Here is a 17,121-nt window from a genome sequence, read left to right on the forward strand (position 1 = left end):
CGACGAGACAAAGAACATGACACAGACTACCGATAAACTGTCGACCCACGTTTCAGTCAAAGAAGCTGAAATGGCGGAAGTATTAGCAAAAATCGTTCGTGACAAATACCAATGGGTTGAAGCGCGTAAGCAGACTCAACCATTGGACGAGTTTAAAGCAGCGTTAACCGCAACAGACCGCAGCTTTTATGATGCACTGAGCGGCGAACAAACGGTTTTCATCACTGAATGTAAGAAAGCATCTCCGTCAAAAGGTTTAATTCGTGACGAGTTTGATTTGGACTACATCGCATCGGTGTACAACAACCACGCCAACGCAATTTCAGTACTGACAGACGAGAAATACTTTCAAGGTGACTTTGAGTTTTTACCAAAGGTTCGCAGCATTGCTAAGCAACCTATTCTTTGTAAAGACTTCATGGTTGATACCTACCAAGTTTACCTAGCCCGTCACTACTCAGCTGACGCAATCTTGCTGATGCTATCGGTATTGGATGACGAAGAGTACAAAGCGCTTGCTGAAGTCGCTCACTCACTCAACATGGGTGTACTTACCGAAGTCAGCAACGAAGAAGAGCTTCACCGCGCAGTCGCTCTAGAAGCAAAAGTAATCGGCATTAATAACCGTAACCTGCGTGACCTTTCGACTGATTTGAACCGTACCAAGGAGTTGGCTCCGCTGATTCGCGAACTGGCTCCAAACGCAGTCGTGATTTCAGAGTCAGGCATTTATAACCACCAACAAGTTCGTGACCTTTCAACATTTGCAGACGGCTTCCTAATCGGCAGCTCTCTGATGGCTGAAAAGAACCTAGAGCTTGCGGTACGTAAAGTGACGCTCGGTGAAAACAAGGTGTGTGGTTTAACTCACTCTGACGATGCAGCAAAGGCTTATCAAGCCGGTGCGGTATTCGGTGGTCTGATTTTCGTTGAAGCATCTAAGCGTCATGTTGATATCGAAGCAGCTCGTTTAACCATGAGCGGCGCACCTTTGAACTACGTGGGTGTGTTCCAAAATCATAGCGTTACTGACGTTGCGAAAACGGTTTCTGAGCTAGGTTTATTTGCGGTGCAACTGCACGGTGATGAGTCTCAAGCATTTGTCGATGAACTAAAACAATCTCTACCTGAAAACGTTGAGATTTGGAAAGCTTACGGTGTTGCTTGTAGTACTGAAGACGGCGCTGAAAGTGCGTTGCCAGAATTACTGACAAGCAACGTGACTCGTCACCTGCTAGATACTAAAGTGGGTTCTCAAACTGGCGGTACAGGCCAAGCGTTTGATTGGAGCCTAATCAACAACCAAAGCGCAATCATGTTGGCGGGTGGCCTAAACCCAGACAATGCTAACCAAGCAGCGAAACTAGGCTGTTTAGGGCTCGACCTAAACTCAGGTGTGGAATCAGCTCCAGGTAAAAAAGACGCAGACAAACTGCAACGCGCTTTTGCAGCGATTCGTAATTACTAGTTCGGTTTCTAGAATTTAAAACCTAGAACTTGAAATCTAGAGCCCAGAGCTTAGAAACTAGAAAGCAGAAAGCAGAAAGCAGAAAGCAGAATCTCAAAACTAATTAGTAAGCTTTGCCTTTGCGAAGCTTAAACAAGATTAAATGACTTGGTGTGAATACACATCGATAGAATTGAAGGAATAACACAATGGCTAAACTCGATGCCTACTTTGGTGAATACGGTGGTCAATACGTACCGCAGATCCTAGTGCCAGCACTAGACCAACTGGAACAAGCATTTATCGATGCACAAGCAGATCCTGAGTTCCGCAGTGAATTCATGACACTTCTACAAGAGTATGCTGGTCGTCCAACGGCACTAACGCTAACGCGTAACCTGACTAAAGGTACAAAAACCAAACTGTACCTAAAGCGTGAAGATCTACTGCACGGCGGTGCTCACAAGACAAACCAAGTTCTTGGCCAAGCATTGCTAGCAAAACGTATGGGTAAACAGGAAATAATCGCTGAAACTGGCGCAGGCCAACATGGTGTTGCAACGGCTCTAGCTTGTGCTCTATTGGGCCTTAAGTGTCGTGTTTACATGGGTGCAAAAGACGTTGAGCGTCAAAGCCCGAACGTATTCCGCATGAAGCTAATGGGCGCAGAGGTTATCCCTGTTCATTCTGGCTCTTCAACGCTAAAAGATGCATGTAACGAAGCACTACGTGACTGGTCTGCAACTTATGAAGACGCGCACTACCTATTGGGTACTGCGGCTGGCCCTCACCCATTCCCAACGATTGTTCGTGATTTCCAACGCATGATTGGTGAAGAAACGAAGCACCAAATTCTAGCGCGTGAAGGTCGCCTTCCTGATGCGGTTATTGCTTGTGTTGGCGGTGGTTCAAACGCTATCGGCATGTTCGCTGATTTCATTGAAGAAGAGTCTGTTCGCCTAATCGGTGTAGAGCCTGCTGGTAAAGGTATTGATACCGACCAACACGGCGCGCCGCTTAAGCACGGTAAAACCGGTATTTTCTTCGGCATGAAAGCGCCACTGATGCAAGATGAGAATGGCCAAGTAGAAGAGTCTTACTCTGTTTCTGCGGGTCTAGATTTCCCATCAGTTGGTCCTCAACACGCGCACCTAAATGCTATTGGCCGTGCTGAATACGACAACGTAACCGATGATGAAGCGCTTGAAGCGTTCCAATTGATTGCACGTAAAGAAGGTATTATCGCAGCACTAGAGTCATCTCATGCTGTGGCTCACGCTGTAAAAATGGCTCACGACGACCCAGAGAAAGAACAGCTATTAGTGGTTAACTTATCTGGTCGTGGTGACAAAGACATTTTCTCTGTACACGACATTCTTAAAGAGAAAGGAGCATTATAATGGATCGCTATCAATCACTCTTCACTCGCTTAGCTGAAAAGAATCAGGGCGCATTTGTACCATTTGTAACGGTTGGCGATCCTAACCCAGAGCAATCATTGAAGATCATGGAAACACTAGTGGAAGCCGGTGCTGACGCACTTGAACTTGGTATTCCATTCTCTGACCCACTGGCTGATGGTCCAACTATCCAAGGCGCAAACATTCGTGCTTTAGATTCTAAAGTAACGCCAGATGTGTGCTTCGATCTTATTGGTCAAATCCGTGCTAAATACCCAGAGCTACCAATCGGCCTACTGATGTACGCAAACCTGGTTTACGCACGTGGTATAGAAAATTTTTACGAACGCTGCGCAAAAGCAGGTATCGATTCAGTATTGATTGCTGATGTACCAACCAATGAAAGCGGTGAATTTGTTGCTGCAGCTGAAAAGTTTGGCGTTCACCCAATCTTTATTGCTCCACCAACTGCAAGCGATGAAACGCTTCAATCAGTTTCTGAGCTAGGTGGTGGCTACACTTACCTACTTTCTCGCTCAGGCGTAACAGGTGCTGAAACAAAAGCAAACATGCCAGTAACGGCACTGCTTGACCGCTTGAACAAGTTCGACGCGCCACCAGCACTGCTTGGTTTCGGCATCTCGGCTCCTGAACAAGTGAAAGAAGCGATTGTAGCTGGCGCTGCCGGTGCGATTTCTGGCTCAGCCGTTGTGAAAATCATTGAAAACAACGTTGAACAACCAGAAGCAATGCTTAAAGCACTTGCGGAGTTTGTTACGCCAATGAAAGCGGCTACGCAGAAATAATCACTGGTCATTAAATAGAAGCCAGTAATCATTGGTCATTAAATAGAACCTATGATTCAAAATATAAAAAGGCTCCACAACTGTGGAGCCTTTTTATTGCTCTTCATTTAAGCGAATTAGTCATCGGCTTTCATCGCTTTCTTAATTGCAGCCTCATTGAGCGTCGCTTTGATCGGATCGGTTATCTTCTCGACCAGATCGATGGGCATTGGGAATATGATTGTAGAAGTTCGCTCATTCGCTACTTCTGTTAGTGTTTGCATGTAACGCAGCTGAATCGCATTTGGCGCTTGATTAAGAACCTCTGCAGCCTCTTTCAGCTTGGTTGATGCTTCTAGTTCCCCTGTTGCATGGATCACCTTAGCTCGACGTGAACGTTCGGCTTCCGCTTGTTTAGCAAGGGCTCGCACCATACTGTCATCCAGATCAACATGCTTGATCTCGACATTGGCAATCTTGATCCCCCAGTTATCCGTGTGTTGATCCAGTATCGCTTGTAAGTCTCTATTTAACTCTTCTCGTTCAGACAGCAATTCATCCAACTCATGCTGTCCTAATACTGAACGCAGCGTTGTTTGTGACAGTTGACTGGTCGCTTCGAGGTAATTCTCTACGTTATTGATCGCCATCTTCGGATCGAGCACTCGAAAATAGACCACGGCATTCACCTTCACCGACACATTGTCCCGAGTGATCAAATCTTGTGTTGGAACATCCAACACGATAGTTCGTAGATCCACTCGCACAATTTGTTGGATGAAAGGAATGATGATAATTAACCCCGGCCCTTTAACACCGTAAAAGCGCCCAAGGAAAAACACGACTGCACGTTCATATTCGCGCAGTACTCTGAACATGCTGGCTATCAACAAGATAACGAGCACAATAACAATACCGATAGTGTGTATAAACATAACCGCCCCCTAATGGTAACGATGGATAAGCAATTAATAATTCAATAACGTTTGTACTAGCATGTCGCGCTAGCTAGGTTTCGATGATGTATCATCGGTCAGCGCCTCAACATCCAAAGATAGCCCCGTCAGCTTAGTCACTCTGATGATCTGCCCCACTTGCAATTCACTCGCACATTTAGCTTGCCAGATCTCACCTTCGACTAGCACACGCCCCGCACCGGGGAAGCCGCTTACAACTTTGCCCGTGTCACCGACTACCGCTTCCATCCCCGTAGTCACTGGTTTGTTTCTCACTCGGACTAGCATTGATATTGTTACGACGATAAAGGCAACAGAGAACAAACTGATCCCGATAATTAGCGGCAATGCGATTTGATAACCAGGCACTTCGGTGTCCATCAGCATGATTGAACCCAACGTAAACGCAGCGACGCCGCCCAAACCGAAGATGCCAAAACTGGGGCTAAAGGCCTCTGCGACCATCAAAGCAATTCCCAATAGAATTAAAGCAAGGCCTGCGTAACTCACAGGCAGCATTTGTAAGGAGTACATCGCTAGTAACAGACAGATTCCGCCCAAAACACCCGGTAGCCCGACGCCAGGATTATAAAACTCCAGCAACAAACCGTAGATACCAATCAGCATCAAAATATATGCAACGTTTGGGTTCGTGATCACCGAAAGCAAACTAAAGCGCCAGTCTTGTTCTCGCTCGACAAAAGCAACATCACTAAGTTGGACTTCCTGACTGACACCGTTGATGGTGATGATGCGCCCGTTACTCAGTTCAACCAATTGCTGAAGGTCGCTGGCAATAAAATCAATCACGTTAAGAGTCAGTGCATTCTCAGAATCCAAACTCGCCGCTTCTCTTACCGCTTTTTCTGCCCATTCTTCATTGCGATTGTGTAGCTTAGCCAAACTGACAATGTAGGCTGCAGCATCATTGATGACTTTCTTCTCCATCGCAGTGGTGGCTTTTACTTGATCTGAATTCTCCTGTTTCGTTTCGTCTTGCTCACTCGCTGACGTGTTGTCATCTTTATTAGCATCGTCTTGAGGAGATAACGGATTAGCAGGCGCTTTGCCACCACCGAGCGACACAGGAGTTGCTGCACCTAGATTAGTTCCGGGCGCCATGGAAGCAACGTGGCTGGCAAGTAAAATATAGGTTCCGGCGCTCGCTGCTCGTGAACCCGCAGGCCCAACCCAAGTTGCTATCGGAATCGGTGATGTGGTGATGGATCGAATAATGTCACGCATCGACGAATCTAACCCGCCAGGCGTGTTCATTTTCAAAATGATGAGCTTTGCTTGCTCATCGTGAGCTTGTTCTATTTCTCTAGTGAGGTAATCACTGGTCGCCGGACCTATCCCCCCGTTCACCTCAACCACCCAGACATCATCGGCCTGAGCGAACACAGAGCTGAACAACAGAAGAAACGCAAACAAGTACTTTAATATAAAAGTCATAGCCCCTCTCCTTACAACTGAGATGCTAGATAGACGTTTTATTTAAAGCGCAGAGGTAACATCTTGGTAATAAATAGATACCTTAAGCATAGTTCAGGCTAAATTTCACACAACACGTACCTGTGGATTCACCCCAACATAAGCGTTCAAAAAACACTCGCAAATGAAATCAAAATGTTAACAAGACGTTTTCAATACCACCGCTTGTAAATCATTCACAAAATCTCCAGCGAAAAGGCTTTTATAAATTCAACAAATAACATCGCAATAAAAAACCAAGGCAAACGATTGCATTGTTGTGCAAAATCAACAAATGACATTAGACCACCAGTTTTTCAGAGACTTTCACCTCTGCTCATATTGATAAATGTAAAGGATACGTGTAAAACTCGTCGCGAAATATTAATCCAATGGTACATCGTACATTGGTGAGTAGTTCTGGGATTTTTATATTTAGTAGCACAGAGGTTATGGAAGTGTTAAAAGAAAAGAGTTTACTAAGCAACATCGGCGTTCAAGTCGTTCTTGCAATGATCATAGGTACCGCTGTCGGTGCAATGATGGGTGACAGCGCAACAATGTTCGCTCCACTGGGCGCAATCTTCATCAATTTAATCAAGATGCTGGTTATTCCTCTAGTCGCAGTTGCCCTAATTTCAGGAGCTGCAGGTCTAGGTAATAGCTCATCGGCAGGTAAAGTTGGTGTGGTTACACTGGGTTACTTTGCACTAACGTCTGCACTTGCTGTAGCACTAGCGCTTGTAATGGGTGAAGTATTCGAACCGGGTCGTGGTATCGATGTTTCTGGCGTTGAAGGTATGTTCTCTTCTGAATACGCTGCGAAAGGCGAACTTCCAACGTTCTGGGCAACCATCACGGGCATGATCCCTACCAACGTTTTCCAATCACTTAACGAAGCTAACATTCTGCAAATTCTCGTTTTCTGCTTATTCTTCGGTATTGCGATTTCTAAACAAGCGAAAGAAAAACGTGACCCAATCATCAATGGCGTAAACGCGATTGTTGACGCTATGGTTTGGATGATCAACAAGGTTATGATCATTGCACCACTTGGCGTATTCGGCCTAATGGCAGAAGCAGTCGGTACATTCGGTTTTGGCGCACTTATGGTCGTGTTCAAGCTGTTCATTGTCTACATTGCTGCGATTCTTATCTTCGGCTTTGTGGCATACCCACTGATGATTCAAATTTTCACTAAGACTTCAGCTAAGAAGTTCCTAGTGGCAATGAAGAAACCTCAAGCGGTTGCACTATCAACAGCCTCTTCAATGGCGACACTGCCAGTAACAATGGAAACGGTAGAGAAAGAACTTGGTGTTCGCAACTCTACGGCTTCATTCGTTCTGCCACTTGGTGCGACGATCAACATGTCTGGTAATGCAATTTACTATGGCCTAGTTGCTATCTTCTTCGCACAGCTGTTCAACATCGACCTGTCTATGGGCGCTTACGTTGCTATCATCGTAACGTCGACTCTAGGCGCAGTTGGTCAAGCAGGTGTTCCAGGTCCTTCTTTCCTAGTGGTTGCGGTTCTTCTAGCAGCAGGTATCCCTATCGAAGGTCTACCTCTGTTGTTCGCTCTAGACCGTATCTTCGACATGATCCGCACTGCTCTGAACATCACTGGTGATGCAGCATGTGCAGTAATCGTTGATTCTCTAATTGAAGACGAAGCGAAAGAAACTGAGCTACAAAAACAGCAAGCGTAATATTAAGCTTCAGTTTGATTGATAAATAAAACCGCCTTCATGAGGCGGTTTTTTATTAGGTAATGATCGATATTGATTCGGTAAATCTTACCCTTGTAAGGCTAATTGATTAGTCCAAACGCACGAGGCAGAGCCAAACTAATTTCAGGAATAAAAGTAATGGCCAACAGTGTTACGATCAATACGGCACAAAACGGCATGATACTTCTTATAACATTCTCAATCTTGGAGCCACTGACACTACAACCGACAAATAGCGCCGTACCAACGGGTGGCGTTGCAATGCCAATACATAAGTTGAAAATAATCATCATCGCAAAGTGAATTGGATGCATGCCCAAATGCTCAGCAATCGGCATAAAGATAGGGGTAAAAATTAATACGGCAGGCGTAAGATCCATAAACATACCCACAATCAGTAGGATCAGATTCATCAGAATAAAGATGATAATCGGATTATCTGAAATAGAGAGCATCCAATCGCTGATCATGGTTGGCAGACCGGTAAACGCCATTGCCCATGACATGATGGTTGAAGCACCAATCAAGAACAGCATAATGCCAGTAACCTGAACCGTTTCTCTACAAATTATCGAAAAGTGTGCCCATTTGAGGGTTCGGTAACAGAGTGACAGTATAAAAGAGTAAAGAACCGCTATACATGCTCCTTCTGTTGCAGTGAATATACCACCAATAATACCGCCAATAACAACAACAATAAGCCCTAAGCTTGGCGTTGCTTGCCAAACAATATTCAGCACATCTTTTGCTGTGAAGCCGTCATTCGCACTTGTTTTGTAGCCCTTCTTTTTAGCGATAAAATAGGCGACGACCATACAACTTAAACCCATTAAAATACCTGGGACATAACCTGCGATAAACAGCGCCGCTACGGATGTTCCACCCGATACCACTGAAAATACGATCAATGAATTACTCGGCGGTATTAGTAAGCCTGCCGGGCAAGATGCAACGTTTACTGCTGTTGCTAAGTTTTTATCATAACCATCTTTTTCTAATTCAGGGCCTAAGGTTTTACCAACCGCAGCTGCTGCTGCAACGGCTGATCCTGAAACGGCGCCAAACATCATATTGGCGAAGATGTTGACGTGAAAAAGTGAGCCCGGGATCCAACCAACCAAGAGCTTTGCAAGGTTGATAAGCCGACTCGCGATGCCACCCACATTCATTATATTCCCAGCAAGGATAAAGAAAGGGATGGCTAATAAACTGAAACTATCAATACCGGTAATGATTTTTTGACCCGCAGTAATACTGGCGACTTCAAACGGTAAGATGAAATACATGATCGTTAAAGATGACATGGCAATTGCAATCGCAATGGGCATACTAATCGCGATCATGAATAAGAATAGGCCTAGCAGCCAAACACCAATGGACAAATCCATAATATAGAGTCCTTTTAAAACTTACTTTTTGTTGGGTTCACAAAAAAGATCAAACGTATTAATGACCAAATAGATGAGGATAATAACGGCTGAAATCGGCAATATTGAATAAACCGTCGACATCGGCAATTGCAGTGCTGGAGAGAGTTGTTGTGTGGTTCTTCCCATTAGGGCGATGCCACCTTGAAGCATTGCTAGAAATACAAATGCGCCAGAAATGATATTGATGAGTACATGTAATGCGATATGTGCTTTACCCTTAAGATAACCATCCAATAACGTTATTGCTAAGTGTCCTTTGATACCGAATAAGTAGCTTGCTCCTAATAAGCCAAGCCATACCATCGCATAACGAGCAAGTTCATCAGTCCAGTTACTTGGATCATTCAAAACATAACGACTAAAGACCTGCCAAGTGACAGTAACGACAAGTAACATTAGTGCAAAAGAAGAGACAAAAAGAATCAGCCTATCAAGTAGGTTTCTGAAAGTTGCTAACATGGTGTGATACCTCAAAAAATTTTGCCTTAGCAAAGCCAAGGCAAAATTATATTTTCACTAAGACTGATTAAAGAGCTTCAATTTTTTCAATGAATGGAGCTAGTTTTGGATCTTTTTTCGCCTCATCAATCATAGGTTTAACAGCTGCACGGAAAGGGGCTTTATCAACTTCAACAAACGTTACGCCTTCTTTCATTCCTTTCTCTTTGTTCATGTCATCTGTTGCGTCCCAGATTTTGATCTGCTCTTCAAGAGACTCAGCAGCAGCTTCTTTTAAGATTTTTTGCTCTTCTGCCGTTAATGAGCCCCATTTGTATTCTGAAATGATAATCACGTCAGGTGTCATCATGTGCTGATCCATAGAGTAAAATTTGGCAACTTCACTGTGTTTCATTTCAACTAAGCTAGAAATATTATTTTCAGCACCGTCAATTACGCCTTGTTGCAGTGCCGTGTATACCTCATTGAAAGGTACAGGTGTTGCTTTACCACCTAATAGGTTAACCATTTCCATCATGGTTGGAGAACCAGGAACTCGAACTTTCATACCTGCTAGATCAGCCGGTGAGTTAATGGCTTTTTTAGCGTAGAAGCTACGTGTGCCTGAATCATAGAATGTAAGACCAATGAAGCCTTTACCTTCACTTGAAAGCAACATCTCTTGTGCGGCTTCACTTCGCATGAACGTTCTCATGTGTGGAACATCACGGAATAAGAAAGGCAGTGCATTAACCTTAAACGTTGGTTCAAAAGATTCGGCTAGCCCACCGTTGATTTTAGCCATATCAATCGCGCCGGTAACAACTTGCTCAGCTTGATCACGTTCAGAGCCTAATTGACCGTTTGGAAAGATCTTAATCGTAAGGTCACCATTCGATTTTTCTTTCACTTTATCAGCCATGATCACCATGCCTTGGTGAGCTGCGCTTTCTAATGACATTGCATGCCCTAAGGTCAAAGTTTTTGCTTGAGCGCCAAATGCCATAAGAATTGAAGCCGCTGCAATCGTCAGTAGGTGTTTTTTCATGTTCTTCTCCAGAATCCATTTTGTAAGAGGTACAGTTTTTATATGCAACGCTACAGCTAAGTTTGAAATCTAACGTTCAATTGCATACCGCTCATAGCAGTAACGTTTCATTACAATATTCTCACCTTATGAATTTTGTATTACAATAATATGCGTGTATTTTGTGAGCTAAGGTTTATCTATTGGCTTGTGAACCGAATTGATTGTGATACCAATCATATTTGGCATCAATTGGACCATTAAGTAGTCTAACTTCGGGTTTTTGGGAATTTCGATCACTTCCAACTGCTTTTAGAACAATCTGTTGGCAAAAAATATACTTGCATATTTGTGTTATTTTAAAACCTTGGAGCCATTTATAGAGCACGAGCAAAGAAGGTCTTATCGATTAAAAAGCGAGTCGTGAACTGCGATTTCTGAGGTGGTAGAGGTGAGGTTTTAGGCTGAGCGTATGGAACAAGAGTGGATAAGCAGGGATAAAGACAACGGTGGGAATCTTACTAGGACGCATTGTTTGTAACAAAAATCCGAGAGCCTCACAGCCCTCGGATATTTTTGGTGGTCTAGTTTTTAGGCTTTAGACGAATTACAAATCAGCGCCATAAATATCAAACGTGAAGTACTTAGCGGCTATCTTGTCGTAAGTACCGTTCGCTCTGATCTCTTCAATCGCGGCATTGAATTGTTTCGCCAGTTTTGAATCCTGCTTTCTTAACGCTAGTGCCGTGCCTTCGCCAATGTAGGCTTTGTCGGTCACTGCTTTGCCTTTGAACTCAAAGCCCTCGCCTTCTTTCTTATCTAAGAAAGCTAATGACAGTTGATCTGAGTTGCCGAAGGTTAGATCTAGACGGCCGTTTTGCAGATCCAGATAAACTTCATCTTGGCCGGTATAACGCTTAATGTTTGCTACATCGCCAAACTTGTCGGTTACGTAGCGATCGTGAATCGTACCTTGCTGAACACCGATAGTTTTGCCCGCTAAGCCAGCCTCATCGACGCTGAGCTCCGCGCTTTTAGCAGCAACAAATACGGCTGGTGTTTGGTAATACTTATCGGTGAACAAAATCTTGCGCTTACGCTCTTCGGTAATACGCATCGACGCCATGATCACATCTGACTTTCTTGCCAATAAGCTTGGAATTAACGAATCCCAACTCTGTGAAACCCAAGTACAATCGAGTTTGGCTTGCTCACACAAGGCATCAGCTATCTCAATATCAAACCCGACAGGCACACCATCACTGTTTTTGTAGTTGAATGGCGGATAGGTAAAGTCTGACGCCAAACGGATTTCTTTCGCCTGTACCGTTGTACCAAGTAAAGCGGCCGCACAAGCGAGTCCTAGTATTATCTTTTTCATCATTGCCATCCTAGATATGATTTTTATCGAGTTGAGATTGAGTTTCTTTATGTTGAGATTGTTTAACTTGTTTGCTTTGTTGATTCTTTTCTAATTCGGTTTGGTAACGTGTAAGTGACGTTATCACTTCTAGCATGCTCTCTTGGCTACCAATACTGATTCGTACACAGTTACGCAAAGCAGGTTCGTGGTTTTGATTCCTTGTCACAATGCCATCCTTCGCCAACACACTGAACACTTGATGCCCAGGTTTTTGACGCAGCAAAATAAAGTTCGTCGATGAAGGGTAAACAGACTCGATGAAATCAAACTGCGTTAACTCACAAGCAAACCAGTTACGTAGTTCGACCAGCTTTTGTGTGGCGTCTTGCATCACTGAGACTCGTTCATCAGACAAAGCGTCTAACACGATTTGCGATGAGCAATCCGGCATCGGATAAGGTGGAATCAGCTTCGCAACATACTGCATCACATTTTGACTCGCTAAGATAAAACCACAACGAACCGCAGCCAGTCCAAACGCCTTAGACAAGGTGCGAATCACTACCAAATGCGGATAACGCTCAATAAGGCTCACCGCTGACGTTTGTGGTTCAAACTCGATATACGCTTCATCGACTACCACTAGAGATTTTCCAATCGTGCCCTCCAGTACCTGAATCAAATCCGATTTAGGAATCACATTACCCGTTGGGTTGTTTGGCGAGCAAAGAAACACGATATTAGTCAACTTCGCTTTGTTCACGATATCAGCGACGTTAAGGCTGAAGTCTTGCTGCAATGGAGAATCCAAGGTATTAATCGCCAATGCATCGGCGCAAAACTCATACATTGCATACGTGGGTGAACAAATAAGTATATTGTCACTCGCTGGCTTACAGAATGTTCTGATCAGCAAATCAATCGCTTCATCGGCGCCACGAACGGCAACAGTCGCGGCATCAGTGCTGCAGTAATCTTGGTAAGCCTTAGCAATATCTTGCGGTAAAAAATCCGGGTATCGATTGTGGCTTGCTTCTCCTGGAAACAGCGAGCTTTCCAATTCATTGGCGTTTAGCCAGACACGTCCATCACCACCAATTCTTCTTGCTGATTGATAAGGTATTAATTTTTTTACAGCCTGAGGTACTAAACTATCGATAAAAAATGTCAAGAAGCTATCCCTTTCACAAAATCACAATGTCTTCACCACTGCCTTCATATTCAAAAAATGTAACTTATACACATATTGAAGCACAAATGATGATTAAGTATTTACATTCAAACAGAACACTATTGATAAATGAATCGAAATAATCACATAATAGCCATGATAAAAAGTCATAGGTAAAGATATGAATCGCACACTTCCTTCAACTAAAACCTTGCTCGCGTTCTTGTCGACGGCAAGGCATCTCAACTTTACGCGAGCGGCACATGAGCTCAATGTTACGCAAGGTGCAGTAAGTCGTCAGATATTGTCGTTTGAAGAAAGCCTTGGCTGTGATCTCTTCTATCGTCATGCTCGAGGATTGTCTTTAACGCCGAAAGGAGAAGAACTGGTTCCCCTGATACAAGGAACGATTCATCAACTGCAATCAGCTCTCAATCAAGTCGCAAGTTCTCCCTCTAAGATCAAACTCAACGCCCCCAGCTGTATTACCTCTTGGCTGCTACCCAAGTTGATGTCTTTTCAGCAAGCCTACCCTGAAATTGATGTCGAGCTCACGTCGACCATCAAGCACGTTTTTGAACCAAGCTTTGACCCGTTTGACGCCGTAATCACCTATGGAAAGAAGCCAAACCAACAATCGATTGTGAGCCAGTTATTATTCAACGAACAGCTGGCTCCGGTCTGCCAGGCGCAAAGCATTACTCAGAGCCATCTTGTAAGTAGCTCTTCTACTATCATCAAGCCACACAAGCTCGCTCAATACACTTGGTTACACGCCAACAATGAGCAAAGTGATTGGCGACTATGGCTAGAACACATAGGAAGCCACGACCTTTCAAGTAAGAACAACCAACAATTCGCGACACTTGATCAAGCAATGAATGCAGCCATTCAAGGGTTTGGTATTGCCATAGGCGATATCACGCTGGCCAAGCAAGATATCGATTTGGGCAGGTTGGTGAAAGTGAGTGAAGGCAGTGTCTTTTCTGGAAATGGTTACTTCTTGCTGCAGCCTAAGAATCGACAAAATACATCTTTATCTACGCTTGTTGATTGGCTTGTCGATTAGCGGCGATCACCGTAGATAGAACCACACTATAAACGGCAGTAGAGCGTCATAATGAGAATTTCATCGTTCTCAAAATGAAACTATTTTATGTCTGTTACGTATTGGTTGTCAGAGAATAGAACGTACCTCGTCTTAACTATTTGAAAAGAAGTTCAATTCTATCTAGTAGGGAAAATGTTCCGTTCAATTAGAGAAAATGGCATTCGAATTGCTTTGTCATAGATAACCCAACCAATATACAGCAGGTTGCAACAGTTTCACTGCAGCTTGTCACGGAGGATAGGCTATGACCTTACAAAGACATACGTATTACGGCTTGATTCACCATGGAATTAAAACCTTATTAATGGACAGAATTGGCCACTTCACAGAGCGTGAATATCACGAATATCTCGACCTAACGACAGGCAAATCGACGTGTTTTGCCATGAGTGAGCAAGAGCTCGAAAACACCTTAGACAGCTTAAAAAGTGAAGGTTACCTTGAAGACATCAAGAAGCTGATACCTCGCTACCAAACCACATCAATGCGATAACGTTATCCAACTCGATGATGAAAAGATCCGACTAGATAAACCAACTAGATGGAATTAATTAGCACCCAATTGTCTCGGGCTATTTAGCATCGAGACAGTTTTCGTTAGACTGTCTGCAACTCAACTAACTGGACAGTCAGTGCCACATGAAGCAAATCCTTGATTTCATTCCTCTCATTATTTTCTTTGCGCTGTATAAGATGTATGACATCTACACGGCTACAGGTGCATTGATTGTTGCTTCCGCAGTACAAATCGTTTTGACATACGTCATCTACAAGAAAGTAGAGAAAATGCAGATCATCACATTTCTGATGGTTGCCGTATTTGGTGGCATGACCATTTTCTTGCACGACGATAATTTCATAAAATGGAAAGTAACCATCGTTTACGCCCTGTTTGCTATTGGCTTAACGGTAAGTCACATCATGGGTAAGTCTGCAATTAAAGGCATGCTGGGTAAAGAGATCACACTTCCTGAAGCGGTATGGAGCAAGATCAACTGGGCTTGGACTTTATTCTTTACTCTATGTGCCATTCTCAACGTTTACGTTGCTTTCAGCCTACCCTTGGATGTTTGGGTAAACTTCAAAGTGTTTGGCTTACTGATCGCTACTTTTGCATTTACCTTGCTAACGGGTGTCTACATCTACAAGCATCTACCAAAAGATCAGCATCTACAAAAAGACCAGCAGAAAGAGTTAACGGATAAAAATACCGACGAGAAGTAACCCTAAGGGATGAGTCCTCATCCCCTTTTTGATACAATTATTATCAATATGCTATTTAACAGTGGCCAATGATACTCGTGATCATTGGCCACTGATTGTTTGTGTTCTGTGAATACGTTAAAAATACGACCACCGCGAGCGCCGCAAACACATCTATTTAAATTTAAAACAATCAATACCATTAAGAGTACAACAATGACTATTCAATCAACTTTGAACCCGATTGGTTCTTTACTTCTTCGCACTTTGGCGATGCCTTCTGATACCAATGCAGCAGGCCAGATTTTCGGTGGTTGGATAATGTCTCAGCTCGACCTTGCTGGCGGGATACTGGCGAAAGAGATCTCTAACGGCAAGATAGTCACGGTTTCAGTATCGAGTATCGAGTTCAAACAACCAGTTTCAGTGGGTGATGTGGTATGTGTTTATGGTGACTGCACCAAGATTGGTCGTAGCTCGATGAATATCGACCTAGAAGTATGGGTTAAGCCGGTACTTGATCACGGTATAGGCGATCGCTACAAGGTATGTGGTGCGACATTCAACTACGTTGCTGTAGATGAAAGCGGTAAACCTCGCCCAATCAACAAATAACCCTTCGACGACCCTATCGCACTTTAAGGTCTTTAGTCGTTTCGATTAAAAATGCTAAAGACCTTCTCACTCTGCCGCACCATTTCACAATTTCTTATCATTAGCTCTTCCAATACCAATTAGTTCGCGTAAATTAGCAAGATAGCGAATTTAAACGCCCTCAATTTAGTGAAGTAAAATAAGGATATCTCAATATGTGGTACGTGATTTTTTCTCAAGACGTCGAAAATTCATTAGAAAAACGCCTAAGTGTTCGCCCACAACATCTAGAACGCCTACAAACACTTCACGATGAAGGCCGCCTTTTGACAGCAGGTCCAATGCCAGCGATTGATTCAGATAACCCTGGTGAAGCGGGTTTCACAGGTTCTACTGTAATTGCTGAGTTCAACTCTTTAGAAGACGCGCAGGCATGGGCAGACGCAGACCCGTACATTGATGCTGGTGTGTACCAAAATGTGATTGTTAAACCATTCAAGAAAGTATTTTAACGTGAAAAAATGGATTATCGGTTCACTGGCCGCTGTTCTGCTTGCAGGCTGTAGCTCATCAAGTGAACAAGACAAACAAAGACAGCTAGAAATGATGGCGCAACATCGCGCTGGCGTTTTATCCGCAGGCTTGCCGATTGAGTATGGCCCGCTGTCGGTCATGCGCGTGCTAGCAAAAAACACGGTTATCGAAATCATGATGATCTACAACCAAGATGCAAAAGGTGCTAAACCTTTAAACCAAGTTGTAGACATGAGTGTGAATAGCTACTGCACCAACTCTGAAGTAAGAGCAAACCTCGACATGGGCTTGGCTTACAACATCAAGATTCGCAACACTCGCGGACAATTGATCGTTGAGAAGCTGATCAGTAAAGAGACCTGTCAAAGTAGCAGCTAGTTTCTAGCTCGAGATTCGAACACGCACAGAACCAAAAGGCCTCGCACTTGCGAGGCCTTTTTTGTGGTTCATCGTGGA

General features: G+C 43.8%; 17 protein-coding genes. 10 read left to right on the top strand and 7 right to left on the bottom strand.

All coding sequences use genetic code 11. The features are described from left to right. Positions 1–16 precede the first annotated feature (16 nt). The 3 genes from trpCF to trpA all read left to right on the top strand — a co-directional run bounded on the left by trpCF (position 17) and on the right by trpA (position 3,653). Positions 17–1,468 (top strand): bifunctional indole-3-glycerol-phosphate synthase TrpC/phosphoribosylanthranilate isomerase TrpF, encoded by a 1,452-nt coding sequence (gene trpCF, locus L3V33_RS08270; protein ID WP_237290223.1) that lies wholly within the window; start codon positions 17–19, stop codon positions 1,466–1,468. Between the two features lie 188 nt (positions 1,469–1,656). After that, positions 1,657–2,847, top strand: a complete 1,191-nt coding sequence (trpB, locus tag L3V33_RS08275) for a tryptophan synthase subunit beta (RefSeq protein WP_004729801.1) — start codon at positions 1,657–1,659, stop codon at positions 2,845–2,847. Continuing rightward, positions 2,847–3,653: a tryptophan synthase subunit alpha gene (gene trpA / locus L3V33_RS08280; protein ID WP_004729802.1), complete on the top strand. Its 807-nt coding sequence runs from the start codon at positions 2,847–2,849 to the stop codon at positions 3,651–3,653. The genes trpB and trpA overlap by 1 nt, the downstream gene beginning before the upstream one ends. A gap of 116 nt (positions 3,654–3,769) precedes the next feature. On the opposite strand, the gene L3V33_RS08285 is transcribed toward trpA, so the two are convergent. Continuing rightward, complete coding sequence (locus tag L3V33_RS08285; protein WP_065204854.1) at positions 3,770–4,567, bottom strand: slipin family protein; 798 nt, start codon at positions 4,565–4,567, stop codon at positions 3,770–3,772. 69 nt (positions 4,568–4,636) lie between these two features. Beyond that, a complete protein-coding gene (locus L3V33_RS08290; RefSeq protein ID WP_171309104.1) occupies positions 4,637–6,043 on the bottom strand; it encodes a nodulation protein NfeD in 1,407 nt (468 codons plus the stop codon). 470 nt (positions 6,044–6,513) lie between these two features. Here L3V33_RS08290 and L3V33_RS08295 point away from each other — a divergent pair, with 470 nt between their 5' ends. Next, positions 6,514–7,773, top strand: a complete 1,260-nt coding sequence (locus L3V33_RS08295) for a dicarboxylate/amino acid:cation symporter (protein WP_237290224.1) — start codon at positions 6,514–6,516, stop codon at positions 7,771–7,773. 101 nt (positions 7,774–7,874) lie between these two features. On the opposite strand, the gene L3V33_RS08300 is transcribed toward L3V33_RS08295, so the two are convergent. From L3V33_RS08300 to hisC, 5 genes are all read right to left on the bottom strand, one after another. After that, positions 7,875–9,182 carry a TRAP transporter large permease gene (locus L3V33_RS08300; protein WP_114633739.1) on the bottom strand — a complete coding sequence of 436 codons (1,308 nt, stop codon included), beginning with the start codon at positions 9,180–9,182 and terminating at the stop codon, positions 7,875–7,877. Positions 9,183–9,203: 21 nt separating this feature from the next. Further along, the gene (locus L3V33_RS08305) at positions 9,204–9,683 is read right to left on the bottom strand and encodes a TRAP transporter small permease (RefSeq protein ID WP_237290225.1); all 480 of its coding nucleotides are present in this window, start codon (positions 9,681–9,683) and stop codon (positions 9,204–9,206) included. Positions 9,684–9,750: 67 nt separating this feature from the next. Further along, complete coding sequence (locus L3V33_RS08310; RefSeq protein WP_017076380.1) at positions 9,751–10,710, bottom strand: TRAP transporter substrate-binding protein; 960 nt, start codon at positions 10,708–10,710, stop codon at positions 9,751–9,753. 586 nt (positions 10,711–11,296) lie between these two features. Continuing rightward, positions 11,297–12,070, bottom strand: a complete 774-nt coding sequence (locus tag L3V33_RS08315; protein ID WP_171330535.1) for an ABC transporter substrate-binding protein — start codon at positions 12,068–12,070, stop codon at positions 11,297–11,299. Between the two features lie 10 nt (positions 12,071–12,080). Then, a complete protein-coding gene (gene hisC, locus L3V33_RS08320; RefSeq protein WP_237290226.1) occupies positions 12,081–13,223 on the bottom strand; it encodes a histidinol-phosphate transaminase in 1,143 nt (380 codons plus the stop codon). Positions 13,224–13,404: 181 nt separating this feature from the next. On the opposite strand from hisC, the gene L3V33_RS08325 reads away from it, so the two are divergent. From L3V33_RS08325 to gspS2, 6 genes are all read left to right on the top strand, one after another. Beyond that, positions 13,405–14,292 (top strand): LysR substrate-binding domain-containing protein, encoded by an 888-nt coding sequence (locus L3V33_RS08325; RefSeq protein WP_237290227.1) that lies wholly within the window; start codon positions 13,405–13,407, stop codon positions 14,290–14,292. A 286-nt stretch (positions 14,293–14,578) separates the two neighbouring features. Next, complete coding sequence (locus tag L3V33_RS08330) at positions 14,579–14,827, top strand: hypothetical protein (RefSeq protein ID WP_004736516.1); 249 nt, start codon at positions 14,579–14,581, stop codon at positions 14,825–14,827. Between the two features lie 146 nt (positions 14,828–14,973). After that, positions 14,974–15,558 carry a septation protein A gene (locus L3V33_RS08335; RefSeq protein ID WP_065605468.1) on the top strand — a complete coding sequence of 195 codons (585 nt, stop codon included), beginning with the start codon at positions 14,974–14,976 and terminating at the stop codon, positions 15,556–15,558. A gap of 195 nt (positions 15,559–15,753) precedes the next feature. Continuing rightward, a complete protein-coding gene (gene yciA, locus L3V33_RS08340) occupies positions 15,754–16,152 on the top strand; it encodes an acyl-CoA thioester hydrolase YciA (RefSeq protein ID WP_017061510.1) in 399 nt (132 codons plus the stop codon). Between the two features lie 194 nt (positions 16,153–16,346). After that, a complete protein-coding gene (locus tag L3V33_RS08345) occupies positions 16,347–16,643 on the top strand; it encodes a YciI family protein (protein WP_004741234.1) in 297 nt (98 codons plus the stop codon). Between the two features lies 1 nt (position 16,644). Beyond that, entirely contained in the window at positions 16,645–17,043 is a 399-nt protein-coding gene (gene gspS2, locus L3V33_RS08350) for a GspS/AspS pilotin family protein (RefSeq protein ID WP_029225239.1), read from the top strand. Positions 17,044–17,121 lie beyond the last annotated feature (78 nt).

Origin of the sequence: Vibrio sp. A2-1, assembly GCF_021728355.1 — a bacterium.
GTDB classification, from domain to species: Bacteria; Pseudomonadota; Gammaproteobacteria; order Enterobacterales; family Vibrionaceae; genus Vibrio; species Vibrio splendidus_K.

What these genes read in the sequence shown, in the direction of transcription:
- trpCF (WP_237290223.1), top strand. Translation starts at nt 17, where the DNA reads ATGACACAGACTACCGATAAACTGTCGACCCACGTTTCAGTCAAAGAA.
- trpB (WP_004729801.1), top strand. Translation starts at nt 1,657, where the DNA reads ATGGCTAAACTCGATGCCTACTTTGGTGAATACGGTGGTCAATACGTA.
- trpA (WP_004729802.1), top strand. Translation starts at nt 2,847, where the DNA reads ATGGATCGCTATCAATCACTCTTCACTCGCTTAGCTGAAAAGAATCAG.
- L3V33_RS08285 (WP_065204854.1), bottom strand. Translation starts at nt 4,567, where the DNA reads ATGTTTATACACACTATCGGTATTGTTATTGTGCTCGTTATCTTGTTG.
- L3V33_RS08290 (WP_171309104.1), bottom strand. Translation starts at nt 6,043, where the DNA reads ATGACTTTTATATTAAAGTACTTGTTTGCGTTTCTTCTGTTGTTCAGC.
- L3V33_RS08295 (WP_237290224.1), top strand. Translation starts at nt 6,514, where the DNA reads ATGGAAGTGTTAAAAGAAAAGAGTTTACTAAGCAACATCGGCGTTCAA.
- L3V33_RS08300 (WP_114633739.1), bottom strand. Translation starts at nt 9,182, where the DNA reads ATGGATTTGTCCATTGGTGTTTGGCTGCTAGGCCTATTCTTATTCATG.
- L3V33_RS08305 (WP_237290225.1), bottom strand. Translation starts at nt 9,683, where the DNA reads ATGTTAGCAACTTTCAGAAACCTACTTGATAGGCTGATTCTTTTTGTC.
- L3V33_RS08310 (WP_017076380.1), bottom strand. Translation starts at nt 10,710, where the DNA reads ATGAAAAAACACCTACTGACGATTGCAGCGGCTTCAATTCTTATGGCA.
- L3V33_RS08315 (WP_171330535.1), bottom strand. Translation starts at nt 12,070, where the DNA reads ATGAAAAAGATAATACTAGGACTCGCTTGTGCGGCCGCTTTACTTGGT.
- L3V33_RS08325 (WP_237290227.1), top strand. Translation starts at nt 13,405, where the DNA reads ATGAATCGCACACTTCCTTCAACTAAAACCTTGCTCGCGTTCTTGTCG.
- L3V33_RS08330 (WP_004736516.1), top strand. Translation starts at nt 14,579, where the DNA reads ATGACCTTACAAAGACATACGTATTACGGCTTGATTCACCATGGAATT.
- L3V33_RS08335 (WP_065605468.1), top strand. Translation starts at nt 14,974, where the DNA reads ATGAAGCAAATCCTTGATTTCATTCCTCTCATTATTTTCTTTGCGCTG.
- yciA (WP_017061510.1), top strand. Translation starts at nt 15,754, where the DNA reads ATGACTATTCAATCAACTTTGAACCCGATTGGTTCTTTACTTCTTCGC.
- L3V33_RS08345 (WP_004741234.1), top strand. Translation starts at nt 16,347, where the DNA reads ATGTGGTACGTGATTTTTTCTCAAGACGTCGAAAATTCATTAGAAAAA.